Annotated in this window: 14 protein-coding genes; 10 read left to right on the top strand and 4 right to left on the bottom strand. The window is 66.5% G+C overall.

Going from position 1 to position 17,694, the window contains the following annotated elements; translation table 11 throughout:
- Positions 1 to 111: 111 nt before the first annotated feature.
- Positions 112 to 1,182, top strand: a complete 1,071-nt coding sequence (locus tag SD72_RS07990) for a biliverdin-producing heme oxygenase (RefSeq protein ID WP_084766962.1) — start codon at positions 112 to 114, stop codon at positions 1,180 to 1,182.
- A gap of 22 nt (positions 1,183 to 1,204) precedes the next feature.
- On the opposite strand, the gene SD72_RS07985 is transcribed toward SD72_RS07990, so the two are convergent.
- Together SD72_RS07985 and SD72_RS07980 are read right to left on the bottom strand one after the other, a co-directional pair.
- Positions 1,205 to 1,987, bottom strand: coding sequence for a response regulator transcription factor (locus SD72_RS07985; protein ID WP_042543916.1), 783 nt, complete (start codon positions 1,985 to 1,987; stop codon positions 1,205 to 1,207).
- The gene (locus tag SD72_RS07980) at positions 1,984 to 3,399 is read right to left on the bottom strand and encodes a sensor histidine kinase (protein WP_052492553.1); all 1,416 of its coding nucleotides are present in this window, start codon (positions 3,397 to 3,399) and stop codon (positions 1,984 to 1,986) included. Before SD72_RS07980 ends, SD72_RS07985 begins: the two co-directional genes overlap by 4 nt.
- A 142-nt stretch (positions 3,400 to 3,541) precedes the next feature.
- Between SD72_RS07980 and SD72_RS07975 the strand changes: the two genes are divergently transcribed.
- The 8 genes from SD72_RS07975 (at position 3,542) to SD72_RS07940 (ending at position 12,899) form a co-directional block, all read left to right on the top strand.
- A complete protein-coding gene (locus SD72_RS07975) occupies positions 3,542 to 4,441 on the top strand; it encodes an ABC transporter ATP-binding protein (protein WP_042543915.1) in 900 nt (299 codons plus the stop codon).
- Entirely contained in the window at positions 4,438 to 5,592 is a 1,155-nt protein-coding gene (locus tag SD72_RS07970; protein ID WP_042543914.1) for an ABC transporter permease, read from the top strand. The genes SD72_RS07975 and SD72_RS07970 overlap by 4 nt, the downstream gene beginning before the upstream one ends.
- Before the next feature lie 461 nt (positions 5,593 to 6,053).
- Positions 6,054 to 6,446, top strand: coding sequence for a GntR family transcriptional regulator (locus SD72_RS07965; RefSeq protein ID WP_042543913.1), 393 nt, complete (start codon positions 6,054 to 6,056; stop codon positions 6,444 to 6,446).
- A gap of 7 nt (positions 6,447 to 6,453) precedes the next feature.
- Entirely contained in the window at positions 6,454 to 7,380 is a 927-nt protein-coding gene (locus tag SD72_RS07960; protein WP_042543912.1) for an ABC transporter ATP-binding protein, read from the top strand.
- Positions 7,377 to 8,087 carry a hypothetical protein gene (locus SD72_RS07955; protein ID WP_042543911.1) on the top strand — a complete coding sequence of 237 codons (711 nt, stop codon included), beginning with the start codon at positions 7,377 to 7,379 and terminating at the stop codon, positions 8,085 to 8,087. The genes SD72_RS07960 and SD72_RS07955 overlap by 4 nt, the downstream gene beginning before the upstream one ends.
- 100 nt (positions 8,088 to 8,187) lie before the next feature.
- Entirely contained in the window at positions 8,188 to 9,639 is a 1,452-nt protein-coding gene (locus SD72_RS07950) for a 3' terminal RNA ribose 2'-O-methyltransferase Hen1 (RefSeq protein ID WP_042543910.1), read from the top strand.
- Entirely contained in the window at positions 9,636 to 12,299 is a 2,664-nt protein-coding gene (locus SD72_RS07945; RefSeq protein ID WP_042543909.1) for an AAA family ATPase, read from the top strand. Before SD72_RS07950 ends, SD72_RS07945 begins: the two co-directional genes overlap by 4 nt.
- 99 nt (positions 12,300 to 12,398) lie before the next feature.
- Positions 12,399 to 12,899 carry a glutathione peroxidase gene (locus tag SD72_RS07940; protein ID WP_042543908.1) on the top strand — a complete coding sequence of 167 codons (501 nt, stop codon included), beginning with the start codon at positions 12,399 to 12,401 and terminating at the stop codon, positions 12,897 to 12,899.
- A gap of 131 nt (positions 12,900 to 13,030) precedes the next feature.
- Here the strand turns inward: SD72_RS07940 and SD72_RS07935 are convergent, their stop codons facing one another.
- Positions 13,031 to 13,726 (bottom strand): SDR family oxidoreductase, encoded by a 696-nt coding sequence (locus tag SD72_RS07935; protein ID WP_232299690.1) that lies wholly within the window; start codon positions 13,724 to 13,726, stop codon positions 13,031 to 13,033.
- Positions 13,719 to 15,797 carry an FAD/NAD(P)-binding protein gene (locus SD72_RS18225; protein ID WP_042543907.1) on the bottom strand — a complete coding sequence of 693 codons (2,079 nt, stop codon included), beginning with the start codon at positions 15,795 to 15,797 and terminating at the stop codon, positions 13,719 to 13,721. Before SD72_RS18225 ends, SD72_RS07935 begins: the two co-directional genes overlap by 8 nt.
- 228 nt (positions 15,798 to 16,025) lie before the next feature.
- Here SD72_RS18225 and SD72_RS07925 point away from each other — a divergent pair, with 228 nt between their 5' ends.
- A complete protein-coding gene (locus SD72_RS07925; protein ID WP_042543906.1) occupies positions 16,026 to 17,678 on the top strand; it encodes a TIGR04028 family ABC transporter substrate-binding protein in 1,653 nt (550 codons plus the stop codon).
- Positions 17,679 to 17,694: the final 16 nt, after the last annotated feature.

Genomic DNA, 17,694 nt, shown 5'->3' with positions numbered 1-17,694 from the left:
CGAAACCGCCAATCTCGACCCGCAGGCGCGCGGGAGCACGAATCCCTCGATGATACTCTGTGTGGCTCCCAGTGTCGCTGAGCGCGCAGGGCGCGTAGAATGAAAGATGTGATGAATTTTGATGCCGCAGTGATCGCTGCCGTTACGCGCCACATGAATGATGACCATCTCGATGACAGTTTGCTCATCGCGAGGGCCTTCGGGTATCCGGACGCGACCGAAAGCACGATGGTCGGTCTTGACGCGAACGCTGGGATTTGGCGGGTGACCGATGCTGCTGGGGTGCATGACCTTCGAGTCGAGTGGCCCGGTGCGCCGATCTCCGACCGGCCACAGATCCGTCGCCAGGTTGTCGAGCTGTACAAGCTTGCCTGCGAGAAGCTCGGCGTTCCGGCGCGGGACGAGCATGAGCCCGCAGCCGACCCACACGGCGCACACGGTCACGGCGCTCATGGACACGGCGCCGACAACCCACACGCTGCGAACCCGCACGCTGCGAACCCGAACGCTGGCGACGCGGGCGAATCGGACGGCCCGAAGCCGTTCTCGCGCGTCGTCCGAGAAAGCTCGTGGTCTGATCACTCGAGCAGCGAGGGGGCGAGCTTCATGGAAAACATCATGCGCGGCATCGCTTCCAAGCAGGACTACGTTGATCTCGTAGCGCAGCACTTCTTCATGTACGAGGCACTCGAGGAAGCAGGCGAGCAGCTTGCAGGCAACCCCGCATACGAGGCACTGCACCCAGAGGCGCTGCTGAGGCTCGGCACGCTCAAGGTTGACCTTGAGCACCTCCTCGGCGCTGACTGGCGAAACGAGATCCGTCCCGTTCCCGCGACGGCGGCATACGCTGCACGCATTCGCGAAGTTGCCGCAGAGGAATGGGTCGCCGGCATCATCGCGCACCACTACACGCGCTACCTTGGCGACCTTTCCGGCGGGCAAATCATCGCAAAGCGAGTCGCCCGCCAGCACGGCTTCGACGGCCCAGGGATCGAGTTCTACGACTTTGAGGCGCTTGGCGATCTCAAGGCGTTCAAGGAGACTTACCGCGACGGGTTGGACGCGCTGGGCGAGACGCTCGACGCTGACGAGCAGCAGCGAATGGTGGACGAGGTGCGGGCCGCATACGCGTTCAACACCGCAGTGTTCGTCGACCTCGCCGCACAGAAGTCGGCGGCGTAACCCGCAGGGTGGCGCACGCCGGCTAGCCGCGGGTGTGCGCCCACACGACGGCTTGGAGTCGGTCGCGCACTCCGAGCTTCTGCAGCACGTTCGAGACGTGAGTCTTTACCGTTGCCTCTCCGAGAAACAATTCCCCAGCGACCTCAGCGTTTGTCTTTCCCTGCGCCAGGAGGAGCAACACGGCTCGCTCGCGGGGCGTGAGGCCGACCTCGTCCATCGCGAGTTCGAGGGTGGACCCAAGCGATGAGTGTTCGCTAGCCAGCTTCTCGTCTACCTGGGGCGGCGGCGCGGCGCCGTCAGCGCCGGAAGTTTCACCCGGCACGCCCTGGGAAGCTGCGCGCGCATGCGCTTCGGCAGCGGTGCTGCGCACCCGCTCGAGTACTGCCCCGGTGACTTCTGCGCCGAGAAGCGATCCGCCATCCGCGACGACTCGCACGGCATCGATTAGCTGCTCTGCCCGTGAGGTTTTGAGGAGAAACCCGCTCACCCCCGCGCTGAGCGCGTCAAACAGGTAGTCGTCGTGACCGAAAGTGGTGAGGACCAGCACCGAGGTTGCGGCCTGTGGGGCGGAAAGGATCTGCCGTGTCGCCTCAATGCCGTTCATACGCGGCATCTCCACGTCCATACAAATGACGTCGGGAGAGAGCTGCGCTGCGAGGGAGACCGCCTGCTCGCCGTCCTCCGCTTCGCCAACGACCTCGATATCCGGTTCGGATTCGAGGATGATTCGAAACCCCGATCGTACGAGCGCTTGATCGTCGACGAGGAGCACGCGAATGCGCGGTGCGGCGTTCGCGAAGCTCATTCCCGCGCACCCGCCGCAGTGCTGTCAACCGGTTCCGGTTGCCCGGCGGCCGGCCCCCGCGCGGCGCCGTCATCACCACCCGGTTGCGGAGCCGAGAGCGGCACCCGTGCGCGAACCATGAACCCGTCGCGTTCGCGGCGGCCTGTCGCGACGGTTCCGCCGACTGCGCCGATCCGCTCCCGCATGCCGCGCAGCCCGAGGCCGCCCTCGTCTGGCTGGCCTCCAGTTGGGCTGTCTTCCCGTGGGGGAAAACGGCGGGCGACTCCGGTGTCCGTTACCTCCACCTCGATCGCCTGGGCGTCGAAGCGGAGCCGCACGTTGGCCTCAGCGCCCCTCCCGGCGTGCTTTCTCACGTTCGTGAGGCTCTCTTGCGTAACGCGATACAGCGCGACATCAACGAGGAAGGGGATCGGTCGCGGCTCACCGACAACGATAAACGTCGTCGGCACGCCGGCGCCCTGTGCCTCTTCGACGAGCGTGGGGATCTGGCTGATGCCAACCGTCACCCTGCCGTCCTCGTTCTCCGGGGTGCGGAGCGTGTGCACGAGCGCTCGAAGCTCTGCGACGGTCGTGTGCGCGCTCTCCTCGACGACTCCGAGCGCGAGCGCGGCCTGAGCCGGGTCCCGATCGAGGCTTCTGCGCGCTGCGGCAGCCTGGATTCCCATCACCGACACGTGGTGCGCGACGACGTCGTGAAGCTCGCGAGCGACTGAGAGGCGGTCGAGCGCAACAGCCTGGGCCGCGCTGGTTTGCCGCTCGAGCTCAAGCTCCTTGCCCTGCGCTTCAAGCTTCGCCTGTGTGCGCGCGGCAACCCACGCCCGGTGGCCGAACGCGATCGCCCCGCCAAAGTAGAGCAGGTTCGTGATGATCTGAATGACCGCGTACGTCGCGTAGGCCGAAAAAATCCCATACCGCGGCGCCCCAAGGAAGTCCTCTGTGGAGGACGAAGCAACGATGAGGGAGATCACCAACCAAGCGATCATCGCTGTCGTGATTCCGAGGAGAGCCCAGGCGGCAAGAGCTCGGCGCGGTTCCCAAGCGGTGACCGTGTAGATCGCGATGAACAGGCAAATGTTGATCACGAGAATCTCGGGTACCCCGAATTGACCGCACACGAAGAACCCGACCGCGACAACCACAGCGACAGGAATCGGCGCGAGGCGGCGCAGCGCGAGCGGCAGCGTGCACAGCGCGACCCCCACGATCCAGAGCCAGAGGGCAGGCGGGTCCCCAAACATGCCCGTGCGCGCGTAGAGCAGAGAGGTCGTCGTCGCGCCAACAGCAAGCACGGCCGCGAGCAGAATGTCGCGCCGCAGCGCTGGCGCATCCGGGCGCGGGCGCGCCCACTCAGCGGAGCGGCCGGCATGCGCGACGGGGCCGGCTGCTGCAACTGGAGGCCACTGATCGCTCATGATCCAAGGGTATATCGGCCGCTTCACGCGCAGCATCCACCCACAGGGGGAGGGCGGCGGCGCTGGGCGCAGTGGAATCCGCCGTCTGGGGGAGGCAGTACGAATCGTATGCAAATAGCCTGAGAGTAACGAAAGGGGCAAGATGATCGACATTGCAGGAATCACCCGCAGCTACGGCGATCGCCGCGTGCTCGACGAGGTGAGCTTCCGCGTCGAAAGCGGGCGAATGACCGGCTTCGTTGGGGCCAACGGCGCGGGCAAGACCACGACCATGCGCATTATTCTCGGTGTGCTGTCTGCCGACAGCGGCACCGTGAGTCTCGACGGCAAGCCGATCACCGCCAGTGACCGCGCACGCTTCGGGTACATGCCTGAGGAGCGCGGGCTCTACCCGAAAATGGCGGTGCTCGAACAGTTGATCTACCTTGGGCGTCTCCACGGCATGTCAACGGCGGCCGCGAAGGAATCCGCGAACGGCCTGCTCGATCGCCTCGGACTCGCAGAGCGAGCTGGCGATCACCTTGAGAGCCTCTCGCTCGGTAACCAGCAGCGCGCACAGATCGCGGCTGCCCTCGTGCACCAGCCGATCGCGCTCGTGCTCGACGAGCCCTTCTCGGGACTCGACCCAATGGCCGTCGAGGTCGTGCTCGGCGTGCTGCAGGATTACGCAGCGCAGGGCGCACCCGTACTGTTCTCCTCGCACCAGCTCGACATCGTCGAGCGCCTCTGCGATGACGTCGTCGTGATCGGTGGCGGCAGGGTCCGAGCGCAGGGATCGCGCGAGGGGCTGCGCGCAGAGCACGCGGGCAAGGTTTTCGAGTTGGACCTCGTTGGCCAGGCAGCAGATGCCGGCTGGGTGCGGGAACAGCAGGGCGTCACCGTCACGCACCTCGACGGCGGCTTCGCCCGCTTCGAGGCAGAGAGCGATGAGGCCGCCCAGGCCGTGCTCGCGGCCGCGGTGAGGCAAGAATCAACCGATGTGCGCAGCTTCTCGCAGGTCACGCCATCGCTCGCCCAGATTTTCAAGGAGGTCATCCGATGAGCGCCGCACCAGTTACCCAGCTTCGCCCGAGCGCGACGCACCGCCAACTCAGCCCAGCGCAGGGGGCGTGGATCGTCGCCGAGCGCGAGATTATGACCCGACTGAAGAGCAAGGCGTTCGTGATCTCCACCGCGATCCTGCTGCTCGTCGTCCTCGCTGGCGTAGTGATCGGTGGGCTCGTCTCGCAGAGCGGCGGCTTCGGCGGGCCGACGAAGGTGGCCGTGGTTGCCGGGGCATCCGGGGCGGCCGGAAGCGCGGGCCTCGAGGCTGCCCTCGGGGAGTCCTTCGAGGTGACGGAGGTTGCGGATCGCGCGGCCGCCGAGGAGCTCGTGCGCGACGGTGACGCCGACGCAGCGATTGTTGCCGGCGGTGACACCCCCGTCGGGCTCACGGTGATCGCGAATGACAGCCCGCCGGGCGACATTCTGCAGGCGCTCTCCGCCTCACCTGCGGTCGAGCTGCTCGACCCGAGCGAGACGAGCTTCATGCTCGGGTACCTCATTGCTATGGGATTCGGCATGGTGTTTTACATGACGGCGATGACGTTCGGCATGACCATCGCGCAGAGCGTTGTTGAGGAGAAGCAGACTCGCATCGTCGAGATTCTGCTCGCCACCATCTCGGCCCGCACGCTCCTCGCAGGCAAGATCCTCGGCAACAGTATTCTCGCGCTGAGCACGGTGGTCGCTGCCCTTGCGCTTGCCTCCGTCGGCATGCTCGCGACCGGGCAAGACATTCTGCTTGGCGAACTCGGGACCGCGCTCATCTGGTTCGGGATCTTGTTCGCGTTCGGCTTTGTCCTCGTCGCCGGGCTCTATGCCGCCAGCGCCGCGCTCGTCTCGCGCCAGGAAGACATCGGTTCGGTCTCGAGCCCCGTGATGATGCTCGTCATGATCCCGTTCTTCCTCATCATCTTCTTCTTCAACAACCCGAAGGCGCTCGCGATCATGAGCTACGTGCCATTTTCGGCGCCGACCGCGATGCCGATGCGCCTGTACTTCGGAGACGCTGCGTGGTGGGAGCCCATCGTGTCGCTCGCCGTACTGCTCGTCTCGATTGCGGTCGCGCTCTGGATCGGATCGCGCATTTACGAGAACTCCATCATGCGCACCGGTGCCCGTGTGAAGCTCAGTGAGGCAATCAAGGGGTAGTCCTTGCGCTCTGCCTGACGCTCGGCACTGATGGCCCTCGGGAACTCCCGGGGGCCATCAGTGCGTTCGGCGCGCTGCCCGGTTGGGGCATGCGCTGAGTGTGGTGCAACTGTCGGGTCGTCGGCGTCGGCGTTGTTGTTGTTGTTGTTGTTGTTGTTGTTGTTGTTGTTGTTGCTGTTGCTGTTGCTGTTGTTGCTCTTCCAGTCGTAGCCGCGGTATCTCTGTGATCTGCAGAAGCTCTGCCGTTTTCGGGCCGGTGCGACATGGTTATTGCAGATCCCAGAGTTACCGCCGCGCGATCCACCCCGCTGGCCCCGCAATCGCGCCCAGTCGACCGCATTCTGCGCGGGGCAGGGTTGACAAATATCCCGGAGCCTCCTAGGTTCATTAGTGAAGTAATGAACCAGAGAGGTGGATAGGATGCGCAGAGGGAACTACACCCCGCGAAACACGAGGTAGCAATGTTTGAAGACTCAAGGCCGATCTTTCAGCAGATCGCGGAGGGAATCGTCGACGACATCCTGCGCGGACGGTACGCAGAGGGCGAGCAAGTGCCATCGACGAACGAGCTCGCCGCCTACCTGCGGATCAACCCGGCCACGGCGGGCAAGGGCCTCGGCCTCCTCGTTGACCAGGGGATCCTTGTCAAGCGGCGCGGGATCGGCATGTTCGTCGCAGACGGGGCAACAGAGCGCGTTTCCGCCGAACGGCGCGAGCGCTTCGCAGCAGACTTCATTCAGCCGCTCATCGCGGAGGCCAAGGCCATCGGCCTCGACCAAGAGGCGCTCATCCGCCTCATCGCTGAGAGCACACCAGGCGGGGCCCCCGACGGCGGCCCGCCCCACACAGATTGAGAAACCAATGACCTACGCGATAGAAACCCGCGGCCTCACGCGGTCCTACGGTGACACCCGCGCACTCGACGACGTGACCGTGCGGATCCACGCCAACACCATCACGGGCCTCCTCGGGCGAAATGGCGCGGGCAAGACCACGCTCATGGCGCTCGCAACGGCGCAGGTGCTCCCCACCTCCGGTGAGGTGCTGATTGACGGCGAGCAGCCGTTCGAGCGCACGAGGGTGCTTGAAAAGCTCTGCTTCATCCGCGACAACCAGCGCTACCCAGATAACTATCGCTTGAAGCACGCGCTGCGTGCCGCGCGAATCTTTTATCCGAACTGGAGTCAAGAGCTGGCCGACGAGCTCGTCGCCCTCTTTCGGATCCCGGCGAAGACAGACGTCGCGAAGCTCTCGCGCGGCCAGTTATCTTCGCTGGGGATCGTGCTCGGCCTCGCCTCACGCGCCCCGATCACGTTCTTCGATGAGCCCTACCTCGGCCTCGACGCGACCGCCCGTATGTACTTCTACGACGCACTGCTGCGCGACTACCAGGAGGTGCCGCGCACGATCGTTCTCTCGACGCACCTCATTGACGAGATGGATCGCCTGCTTGAGCGCGTGGTGATTCTCGAGCGGGGGCGTGTGGTGCAGGACGCCGATGTTGACGAACTTCGGAGCGCCGCGCACACCGTGGCAGGACCGGCTGCGGCGGTCGACGCGTATGCAGCGGCTCGGAACGTGCTCAGCACGCACCGGGTCGGCGGGCTCGCAACCCTCGTTGTTGAGGGCGCTCCAAGCGCGATGGATCTTCAGGCTGCCGAACGTGGTGGCGTTGAACTCGGCCCCGTCTCGCTGCAGGAACTCGTCTCGGCGTACGGTTTCGACCGTGATCAGGGCCAGGACAGCACGCCCGTGGCCGCGACACTGACCAAGGAGGCACGCGCATGAAGCCGCTCATGAATGTCACCAAGATGCACCTGAATAAACCGCAGATGATGTTCAGCGCCCCGGCACAGATCGTCGGTACCGTGATGGTGGTCACTGCGCTCATCTCCCTGATTCTGCAACGCGCCGACGTCTTCGGCGGGATGGGCGGCTATCTCGGCGTTATGCAGCAAAACAATGCCCTGGTGTTCGCGCTGCCCGGCTTCTTGATCTACTACGGCGTGCAGGCGATCGCGACGACCTACCCGTTCGCGCTCGCGCTCGGGGTCACTCGCCGCTCATATGTGTGGGGAACGGCGCTCGCGAACATCATTCTGTCTGCCTATGTCGCGCTCCTGCTGCTCGTGCTGCTCGGGCTTGAGCTCGCCACCGACCACTGGTTCGCGAACATTTATGCGATGGATGTGTCCGTGCTCGGCAACGGCAACCCGCTCGTGTTGGTGGTGACCGCATTCCTGCTCACCTTTGCGTCAGTCTCCATCGGTGGGTTCTTTGGTGGGGTGTGGGTTCGCTTCGGATCGAAGGGTCCGCTGCTGACGGCGCTCGTGCTCGCCATTGTGGTCGCGGGCCTGTTGTTCCTCGTCGTGCCTTTCTCGCAAGAGATCATCGCCGCGATTACCAGACCGCTGCTCGCGGCAGTGGGTCTTGCTGTTACGCTCCTCGCGCTGCTGGGCACCTGGATCGTGATGCGCAGGGCGTCGGTGAGGTGAGGGCAGAGGTGCAGCACGGTGAGCTCCGGCGTGCTGCACCCGCGCAACGACCGCCATACCGGGCGGCACGAAGCTGGGCCGCCCGTGCAACAATGACGGTGTGTACGTAACCCTGAGCACCACCTCCGCCCCGGTCGAAGACCTCACCTTCCTGCTCCACAAGCATCCGGGCCGCGCGCACACGCGGAAGCTGTCGGTTGGCGAGGTCAGCGTCGCATGCACGGAGCTCACCCAGGAGCGCTGCACGGTTGCGCTCATGCTCGACGTCGACCCGATCGGGCTGCTGCGCGGGCAGGGTGCAGCGCACGAGAGCTTCACGCTCGGGCAGTACGTGAACGACCGACCGTACGTAGCATCGTCGCTGTTGACCGGGGCAATCCGCGGCGTATACGGCACCGCGCTCGCCGGCAACTGTGATGCTAGGCCAGACCGGGTCACTGCACCGCTCGACCTCGAGGTGCACCTGCCAACGGTCGCTTGCGTCGACGGGGCGAGCCTGATCGAGCGTCTCTTTGAGCCGCTCGGTTGGCGGGTCTCGGCGACCGCGCTCCCGCTCGACCCTGAGATTCCCGCGTGGGGCGAATCCCACATTTTCGACGTGCGACTCACGGGCACGGCAGTGCTGCAGCACGCCCTGCAGCAGCTCACGATTCTGCTGCCAGTACTGGACGACGCGAAGCACTACTGGGTGGACCAGACGGAGGCAGAGAAGCTCCTCAGGCACGGCGGGGACTGGCTCGGTGGGCACCCCGAACGCGAGCTCATCCTGCGCCGATTCCTCAAGCATCAGCGCGACCTCATCGCGGCAGCGGGTGCGGCTACTGGCGGGGCGGTGTCGGAAGCTGACGCATCCGCGCGCGCTGGCGGCAGCGAGAGTGAGCAGCCGGCACGTCCGCAGTCGCTCGCGCGGCAGCGGCGGGAGGCCGTGCACGCTGAGCTCACGCGGCTCGGCGTATCGAGCGTGCTCGACATGGGCTGCGGGCAGGGCGCGCTCCTCGCTCCGCTCGCCCGCGACCGGCGCATCACCAGGCTCGTCGGAGCGGACGTGTCGGCGCGTGCGCTTGCCCAGGCGGCCCGCCGGCTGGGGCTCGACGATGCCCCTGACGCGATCCGCGACAAGGTGGGGCTCATTCAGGCCTCGCTCACCTACCGCGACGACCGGCTCGCGGGCTTCGACGCGATCGTGCTCATGGAGGTCATCGAGCACCTTGACCTCGAACGGCTCCCGGTCGCCGAGCGCACAGTCTTCGCTGACGCGCGGCCGGAGCACGTGCTCGTGACGACGCCAAACATCGAATACAACGCCGCCTACCCCGGGCTCGCTGCGGGAGAACTGCGCAACCACGACCACCGATTCGAGTGGACCCGCACCGAGTTCGCCGGATGGGCAGAACGGGTCGCGAGCGCACACGGCTACACGGTCGAGCTGTCGGGAGTCGGACCCGCAGACGCTGACCTTGGAGCCGCCACGCAGCTCGCGGTGTTCAGCCGACAGCGACACACAGACACCGGTGCCACCGTAGCCACCGCACAGCCAGGAGAAACCGCATGACCGAGATTTCGATCCCCGAGGTCGCCCTCGTACTGCTCGTCGGGGCGTCTGGCTCGGGCAAGAGCAGTTTCGCGCGTGAGCACTTCGGGCGCTACGAGACGGTGTCGAGCGACGAGTGCCGCGGCATCGTGTCGAACGACCCGAACAACCAGGCGGCGACGCAACCCGCGTTCGAGCTTCTCCACACGATCGCGGCGAAGCGCCTCGAAGCGGGGCTGCTCACCGTCATCGACGCGACGAACGTGCAGCCCGCGGCCCGCGCCTCGCTCGTCGCGCTCGCGAAAGATCACGACGTGCTCCCCGTCGCGATCGTGTTCGACCTCGCCGAGACGGTCCTCACCGAACGCGACGCCGCCCGCGCCGATACCCCGCGCGGCGCGCAAGTGATTCGCCGCCAGCAGAGCCAGCTGCGCCGCTCCATGCGCGGCCTCAGGCGCGAGGGGCTGCGCGGCGTGCACGTGCTCAGCACACCAGAAGAGGTCGCATCGGTGCGGATCACGCGGCGCAAGCTCCTCACCGACTTCCGTGACGACCACGGCCCGTTTGACGTGATTGGTGACGTGCACGGCTGCCTGCCCGAGCTCGAGGAGCTGCTCGGTGAGCTGGGGTACGCGATCCAGCGCGACGACGCTGGGCGCGCTGTCGACGCGACCCACCCTGCGGGGCGCCGCATCCTTTTCCTCGGTGACCTCGTCGACCGCGGGCCAGACTCGGCCGGCGTGCTCCGGCTCGCGATGGGCATGCACAAAGCCGGTCACGCGTTTGCCGTGCCGGGCAACCACGAGGAGAAACTCGTCGCCGCACTCGATGGCAAACGAAAGACCTTCACCCACGGGCTCGCCGAAACCATGCTCGAGCTTGCGGGCGAGGGCGACGATTTTCGGCGCGAGGTGCGCGACTGGGCGCACGGACTCGTCTCGCACCTTGTGCTCGACGACGGCAAGCTTGTTGTCGCCCATGCCGGGCTGAAGGAAGCATTCCACGGGCGCAGCTCGGGTCGCGTACGGGCATTCGCGCTGTACGGCGACACGACCGGCGAGACCGACGAGTACGGGCTGCCCGTGCGGCTCGACTGGGCCGCCGACTACCGCGGGAAGGCAATCGTGCTCCACGGGCACACCCCGGTGCAAGAGGTGGAGTGGCGCAACAATGTCATGTGCCTGGATACGGGCTGCGTTTTCGGTGGAAAGCTCTCAGCGCTCAGGTACCCCGAGCGCGAGGTCGTGCAGGTGGCCGCCCGCGAACGCTACGCTGACCCCGTCCGTCCGCTCGCCGCCCCGCGCGGTAGCGCGGCCGTTGTTGCGAGCACGGCTCCGGTCGAGAGCGCGGCTCCGGCCGCCCCCTCTGACGGGGGAGGATCCGCTAGCGCAGGAGCCGCGGGCGAGGCGGCCGCGCACCAACGGGCCACGCCCCGCACCGCCGGAGAGCTGCGAGCGACCGACGTGCTCGGGCGCCGCGTCATCGAGACGTCCCTCCACGGCAAGGTCGGTGTGCGTGCGGAACAGGCGGCGGGCGGCTTCGAAACGCTGAGCCGCTTCGCCGTCGCACCCTCGTGGCTGCCGTACCTGCCGCCGACGATGTCACCTTCGCCAACGAGCTCCGAGCCCGGCTACCTTGAGCACCCGCGCGAGGCGTTCAAGGTGTTTGCAGCGGCCGGCGTCGAGCGCGTGGTGTGCGAGGAGAAGCACATGGGATCGCGCGCGGTCGTGCTGCTCTGTCGCGATGCTGAGACGGCCGCGCGGTGCTTCGGCGGCGAGCCAGGCGAAACCGGCATCGTGTACACCCGCACCGGTCGTGCACTGTTTGAGCGCGACACCACCGAGGCGTTCCTCACGGGGCTGCGCGCTGCGGCGGACTCAGTCGAGCTTTGGGACGAACTCGGAACCGACTGGGTGCTGTTCGACGGCGAAATGCTGCCATGGTCGCTCAAGGCCGGCGAGCTACTCACGGGCGTCTACGCGCCCGCGGGGGCGGCCGCCCGAGCGGGGCTTGGGGCGGCCGTGGCCGGGTTCGCGGACGCAGCCGCCCGCGGCGTCGACGTCGCCGCGCTCGAAAGCCGGGCCGCCACACGCCTTGAAGGCGCCGAGGCCTTTACCCGGGCCTACCGCCGCTACGTGTGGCCAACTTCGGGACTCGACGGAGTGAGCTTCGCCCCGTTCCAGGTGCTCGCGACGGAGGGGCGTGCGCGGTACGCGGATCCGCATCCCTGGCACCTCGAGATCATCGACCGCCTCGCGGCCGCCGCCCCCGAACTCGTGCGCCGCACACGCAACCTCACCGTCTCGCCCGCCGACGAGGCGAGCGTCGCCGAGGGCGTCGCTTGGTGGGAGGAACTCACCGGCGCCGGCGGTGAGGGCATGGTCGTGAAGCCGGAGGCCTCGGTCGTGCGCGGGCCGAAGGGGCTCGTGCCGCCAGGGCTGAAGGTGCGCGGGCGCGAGTATCTGCGGATCATCTACGGGCCCGAGTACCTTGAGCCGAAGAACCTCAGTCGGCTGCGCGAGCGAGACCTCGGGCGGAAGCGATCGCTCGCGGCAAGGGAGTTCGCGCTCGGCGCCGAGGGCCTCGATCGCTTCGTTGCCGGGGAGCCGCTGTGGCGGGTGCACGAGGCGGTCGCCGCGGTGCTCGCGCTCGAGTCCGATCCGGTCGACCCAAGGTTGTAGCGGTCTTCGCACGCTGACCGGGAAACCCTTCGGCGCACACTGGGCAAGTTCCCGGCCACGGCATAACCGCGAGGGAGTACCTTGGGAACAGGAGGCATCATGCGAGACATTGAAGTGCAGTTGGCAAGCGGGGAAACTCGAACATTCGGAGACCTGGCGCCCGGTGCGGCACTCGTGGTGAACGTCGCCTCGAAGTGTGGGTTTACGCCGCAGTACGCCGGTCTCGAGGAGCTCCACCGCGAGTTTGGCGAGAGGGGCCTCACCATCATCGGGATGCCCTGCAACCAGTTCCTCATGCAGGAGCCTGGCAGTGACGAGGAGATCGCCGAGTTCTGCTCGGTGAACTACGGCGTCACGTTCCCGCTGCTCGCGAAGGGGAAGGTCAATGGTCGAGGCACCGAGCCACTCTTCAAAGAACTGCGGCGAGGGAAGGACGAGTCTGGCGCGGCGGGCCTCGTGCGCTGGAACTTCGAGAAGTTCCTCGTCTACCCAGACCCGGCAGGAGGCGGCTCCCCCCGCATTCGGCGATTCCGGTCGTCGACGGAACCCGGAGACCCGGTAGTTCGAGAGGCAATCGAAGAGGCACTGGCCGCAGCGTAGTAGCCCGCGGGCGCTGCTCGCGTTTTGAAAAAGTGGTGGTGCGCCAGACAGGCGCACCACCACTTTGCGTTCTGGGGTGCAGTCATGCTCCGGATTCGGACGGGGCCGGGACGGAGGCTTGAGACTGCCCTTCAGAGCCGGGCGATCTCCTGGCGCGGTCGCACAGCCAGATCGGTGAGCTGCACGTCGGCGGGGGCGTCGACGGCGAAGCGGACCGTCAACGCGACGGACTCCGGCCGAATGTAGCGGTCTGCCTCGTAGGAGGCTGCGGGGATGTTGCCGCGCAGCATCGCGGTGTCGGTCTGTCCAGGCGCAATGGTCACGACGCGAAGCCGATGCGGTTCCTCGTCAATGCGGAGCACATCTGCGAGTCCGCGGAGCGCGTGCTTCGTGGCGGTGTACACGGCCGACCCGGGCACGGGCCGCGTGCTCGCGCCGGATCCAATGAACACGACGGTCCCTGCCGCGGCTCGCAGCAGCGGCAGCGTGAGTCGCGTGAGCTCGGCTGGTGCGGAGACGTTGAGCGCAAAGTTCTCGGCCCAGTCGGTCGGCGTTGCTACCGCAACCGGAAGGGATCCGCCCCGCGCTGCCGCGTGCACGAGCACGTCGAGCCGGGTGAGTGCTGTGGCGTTCGCGGTGAGCGCCTCAGTGTCGGTGAGGTCGATTGTCCAGGTCTCTGCGCCGGTCTCCCGTGCGAGCTCGGCGAGCCGGTCACCGTTGCGGCCGACAGCGATGACGCGGTGCGTCGCGACGAGGTCGCGAACGATTTCGGACCCCATGCCTCCGGTCGCGCCGGTCACGAGGGCTACTGGGCGGGAATCAGGCACTGAGTGCTCCTTCGCGGATCGGTGGTGTTGCTGCCAGGGTGGCGATCCCGAGCGCGCTGAATGCGACCCTGTCGGTCTCGCGCAGCATGGGCGGATCAGTTCCAGGCATTGGGCTAATGATGGTGCCGTGGAGGGTGTCGTCGGCGGGAATGCCGCTGAGGTGGACGGCGGGGTCGAGTGTGCCCGACGTGCCGATGAGGCGCCCTGTTGCGGGGTCGATGTCGATCCCAGCGGTAGAAACCGGGGCCTCGCCCGCGCGTGATCGGATATTGAAGACGCGGGCCCGTCCCGCATTGAACAGTGACACGGTCAGTGGATCTTCGCTCGACCGCGCGTCGTGCAGGTGCATCCAGGAGTCGATCAGCACGCGCGCTGTCACCTGGGAGTTGCTTACGGCTGAGGAGCTCGCGACGAAGCCGTTCGTGTTGACGTCGAGTGACGCCTCCGGTCCGATGAAGTGCACGATCCCCGCTGCGGCGAGGGCGAGTAGCTCATTGTTGCGGAACGCTGGCGGGCCCGAGCCAACCATGCCGCCGAGCGAGTTGAGCAGCGCTGCCCCGCTGCTGCGGGATTCCGCGTCAAAGCCGCCGAGGGTGCCGAGCTGTGCGGCGAAGCCGCGCGCCGAGCTCACCGACCACAGCCCGGCCTTCACCGGACTGGCTGCGCCGCGATCGACCTCCCGCAGGTCGGCTGCTACGCGTTCGATCACCCAATCGTTGAATTCCGCTGGCGCCCCAAATGGCCGATTCACCGGGCGGATCTCGCCCGCGAGGTCGAACCGATCCGCCTGTGAGGGGATCAGTGGGGCGACCGCTGCCGCTACCACGTCGGCGGTTTCGGCCAGGCCCGCGTTGGTGGAGCCGTCGATGATGGGTGCGATCGCACGCCGCACGGCGTCGTCGATCTTGGTAAGCGTGGCGTCGGGGGCGTCGCCGAGCGCCGCTGGGGTGACGCGGCGTAGCGTGGTGGCGTGCGCGAGGAACGCGTCGCCGACGATGCGTGGCCAGAGGAGCCTGTCGAAATTGATGGGGCGTCGCACCGAGCTCCAGTCGACCTCGTTCAGGAGGGTTTGCGCGGCGCGCGGAGGGAGTCCGCCGTAGCGCGACTTTGCGCGAAACGGCACGCCGCGCCGGGAGGTGACATGGAGGACTGGTTCCCGGCCGGAGGGGACGTAGCGCAGCCCGCCAGGTGCGTCGGGTTGGGGCGCGTAGCTGCCGCCGCGACCGAGCGTGAGAAGGGTCACGGTGTCGAAGAAGCCCATGCCGAGGCCGCGGACGATCGCGCGTTCGCCTGGCAGGATCGCGTCGAGCTGTTGCTCAACCGGGCTGCCCTCGCGCACCCACGTGAGTTCGTCGCGCTGAGCGGTTTTTGCTTCGAGCGCCGCGTCCGCTGGCGTCGCCTTCCGCGGGAGCCAGCCGGTTGCGGCGATGACGCTGTTTGCGAGTACCTCTGTGGTGCCCTCGGGCGATGGGCGGTCGAGGGCGATGTGCTCGACATCAGCAACGCGGGTGATATCGATGGCCCGCGCTCGGTGGTGGATCACGTTCACTGAGTCGGGAAGCTCGCTGATTGCGCGGTCGAAGAACCAGGAGAGGTATTCACCGTAGAGCGCGCGGCTTGGGTGGGATTCTGGACGCAGCTGCGCGAGCTCGTCGCGGTAATCGGCGACGAGGCCGTCCCTGGCTGGGTAGTCGGCGTACGTGGCCGTGCGTGAGCGGGGGATCGTTGCCCCGACAGGCCCGGCGCTTGTCTCCCGTGCGAGCACGCACCACTCGAACAGGGTGGGGCCTTCGATGATCGTTCCCGTGACGGTGCTGCCGGGTTCGGTGAACAGCGTGACAGCGTCGGCGAGGGTGTTCATGCAGAGGTCGCGCGTCTGGTCCGTGCGCCAGATCCGCCCCGCTCCTGGCTGGGCGTCGTCGATGAGGTGGAGTTGGAGTTGCGGACTGTCCGGGAGTACTGCGAGGTGCGCCCCAAGCCGTTCAATGAGTGAGGCGCCGCGCGGACCGAGCCCGATGATGGCGATGCTCGCCCGGTGGTCGGGCTGGCGCTGTGCTGCGGTGAGGGGCATTGATGGTGATCCCAATATAGGTGTCGGAATTATGTCTCACATAAGCCTAGCTTGGGTCGCCTGAGGCTTACCCGTTCGGCGGCTGAGCGTTACGGAGTGTGACGGGAGGTGTGTGGCTCACGTTGCGTGGCGATCGTGCGACGTGCAAGGATAACCATTTGTAATAGCTCGCAAAAGCAAAAGATATGTTTCGCGAGTTCTCGCCACCGAACTTCGGAGAACGAATCCATGTCACGCATACGTCGCACGGCCCTTGCCGCGCTGTCCCTCGCCGCAACGACCGCGCTCCTCGCGGGTTGCTCAAGCGGCGCGGCCGCTGGCGACGCCCCAGCGGGAGACCCCGTAACGGGCGGAACGCTCAGCTATCTCGAGCCCCAGGCATGGACAACGCTGTACCCACCAGCCGGTGGGTTCTACCCCAACGGCGGCATCGTGAACAACATCACCGATCGGTTGCTGTACCAGGATCCACAAACCCTGGAGCTTGAGCCATGGATCGCGAGCGAACTCCCCGAGGTAAACGCAGACGCGACGGAGTACACCTTCAAGCTTCGTGACGATGTCACCTACTCCGACGGGACACCGCTCACCGCGGAAAACGTCGTGAAGAATCTTGACCTCTACGGAAAGGGCGATGCGGATCGCGCCCTCACCCCCTCAGAAGCCATCAATAACTACGACCACGGTGAGGTCGTCGATGCGAAGACGGTGAAGTTCCACTTCACCGCGCCGTCGCCTGGCTTCGCGCAAGCGGTGTCAACCATCAACTCGGGCCTCGTCTCAGACGCAACGCTCGACCTCGACAGCGAAGGCTTCGGCCCGGGAAGCGCCACCGAGGTTATCGGCAGCGGGCCGTTCGTGATCTCCGAGGAGAAGATCGGCACCGAAACCGGCCTCACTGTCCGCGAGGACTACGACTGGGCACCGGCTGCAGCCGCCCACGACGGCCGCGCCTACCTTGACGGCATCACCTACACCGTCGCAGGCGAGAACAGCGTCCGCGTTGGCACGGTCGTCGCGAAGCAGGCTGACGTTGCTCGGCAGATTCCCGCACCGGACGAGCCGCAGTTCGCCGGCGACGGCCTCTCAATCCTCGCCGCACCCACGAACGGTGTGACGAACAGCCTGAACTTCCGATTCACGAACGACCTCCTTGACGACATCAAGGTTCGCCAGGCGATCATCGCAGGCATCGATCGCGCGAAGATCGTCGACACCCTCTTCACCGACAGCTACCCGCTCGCGACCGGTGCGCTCGCAACGGCAGCCCTCGGCTACGTCGATACCTCCGAGTACTACGAGTTCAACCCGAAGCGGGCAGCCGAGCTCCTCTCAGAGGCAGGCTGGAAGCCAGGCAGCGACGGCGTGCTCGAGAAGGACGGCAAGCGCCTGAGCCTCACCTTCAACGAGGCGCTGCCACAGCCGCGCTCCAAAGAGGTCGTGACACTGATCCAGGAGCAGCTCGGCGAACTCGGCATCGAGGTCAACCTGTTCTCCGGTGACCAGGCAGCGCAGACCGCAGCGAGCCTCGACCCCGACACCGTTCAGGTGTACCACTCGATGGTCGGCCGAGCCGACTACGACGTGCTCAAGTCGCAGTATTTCTCGACGAACCGCAACACGCTGCTGAACTACAACACGGCGACAGGCAAGAACGCCGACCAGGAGCTCGATGATTTGCTGGCGAAGGTCGCATCGGAGCCGACCGCCGACAAGCGTGCAGCGGCCTCAGAGGCAGCCCAGCGCTACCTTGCCGAGAACGCGTACATCCTCCCGCTCTTCGAGGAGCCCCAGGTGTACGGGCTCACCGACACCGTTCAGGGTTTCGCGACTGAGTCGGTCGGGCGGCCGAGCTTCTACAGCACCTGGCTGAACCGCTAGCCACGAGCACACCCGA

The sequence above is a fragment of the Leucobacter komagatae genome, from assembly GCF_000834055.1.
Taxonomy (GTDB): domain Bacteria; phylum Actinomycetota; class Actinomycetes; order Actinomycetales; family Microbacteriaceae; genus Leucobacter; species Leucobacter komagatae_A.
Note: the sequence above shows the minus strand (reverse complement) of the source record. Positions and strands in the feature narration are given on the sequence as shown.

Excerpts from the sequence above, each read along its gene's own strand:
- SD72_RS07945 (WP_042543909.1), top strand. The coding sequence starts at position 9,636 with ATGACCGAGATTTCGATCCCCGAGGTCGCCCTCGTACTGCTCGTCGGG.
- SD72_RS07960 (WP_042543912.1), top strand. The coding sequence starts at position 6,454 with ATGACCTACGCGATAGAAACCCGCGGCCTCACGCGGTCCTACGGTGAC.
- SD72_RS07955 (WP_042543911.1), top strand. The coding sequence starts at position 7,377 with ATGAAGCCGCTCATGAATGTCACCAAGATGCACCTGAATAAACCGCAG.
- SD72_RS18225 (WP_042543907.1), bottom strand. The coding sequence starts at position 15,797 with ATGCCCCTCACCGCAGCACAGCGCCAGCCCGACCACCGGGCGAGCATC.
- SD72_RS07925 (WP_042543906.1), top strand. The coding sequence starts at position 16,026 with ATGTCACGCATACGTCGCACGGCCCTTGCCGCGCTGTCCCTCGCCGCA.
- SD72_RS07985 (WP_042543916.1), bottom strand. The coding sequence starts at position 1,987 with ATGAGCTTCGCGAACGCCGCACCGCGCATTCGCGTGCTCCTCGTCGAC.
- SD72_RS07940 (WP_042543908.1), top strand. The coding sequence starts at position 12,399 with ATGCGAGACATTGAAGTGCAGTTGGCAAGCGGGGAAACTCGAACATTC.
- SD72_RS07965 (WP_042543913.1), top strand. The coding sequence starts at position 6,054 with ATGTTTGAAGACTCAAGGCCGATCTTTCAGCAGATCGCGGAGGGAATC.
- SD72_RS07975 (WP_042543915.1), top strand. The coding sequence starts at position 3,542 with ATGATCGACATTGCAGGAATCACCCGCAGCTACGGCGATCGCCGCGTG.
- SD72_RS07970 (WP_042543914.1), top strand. The coding sequence starts at position 4,438 with ATGAGCGCCGCACCAGTTACCCAGCTTCGCCCGAGCGCGACGCACCGC.
- SD72_RS07980 (WP_052492553.1), bottom strand. The coding sequence starts at position 3,399 with ATGAGCGATCAGTGGCCTCCAGTTGCAGCAGCCGGCCCCGTCGCGCAT.
- SD72_RS07990 (WP_084766962.1), top strand. The coding sequence starts at position 112 with ATGAATTTTGATGCCGCAGTGATCGCTGCCGTTACGCGCCACATGAAT.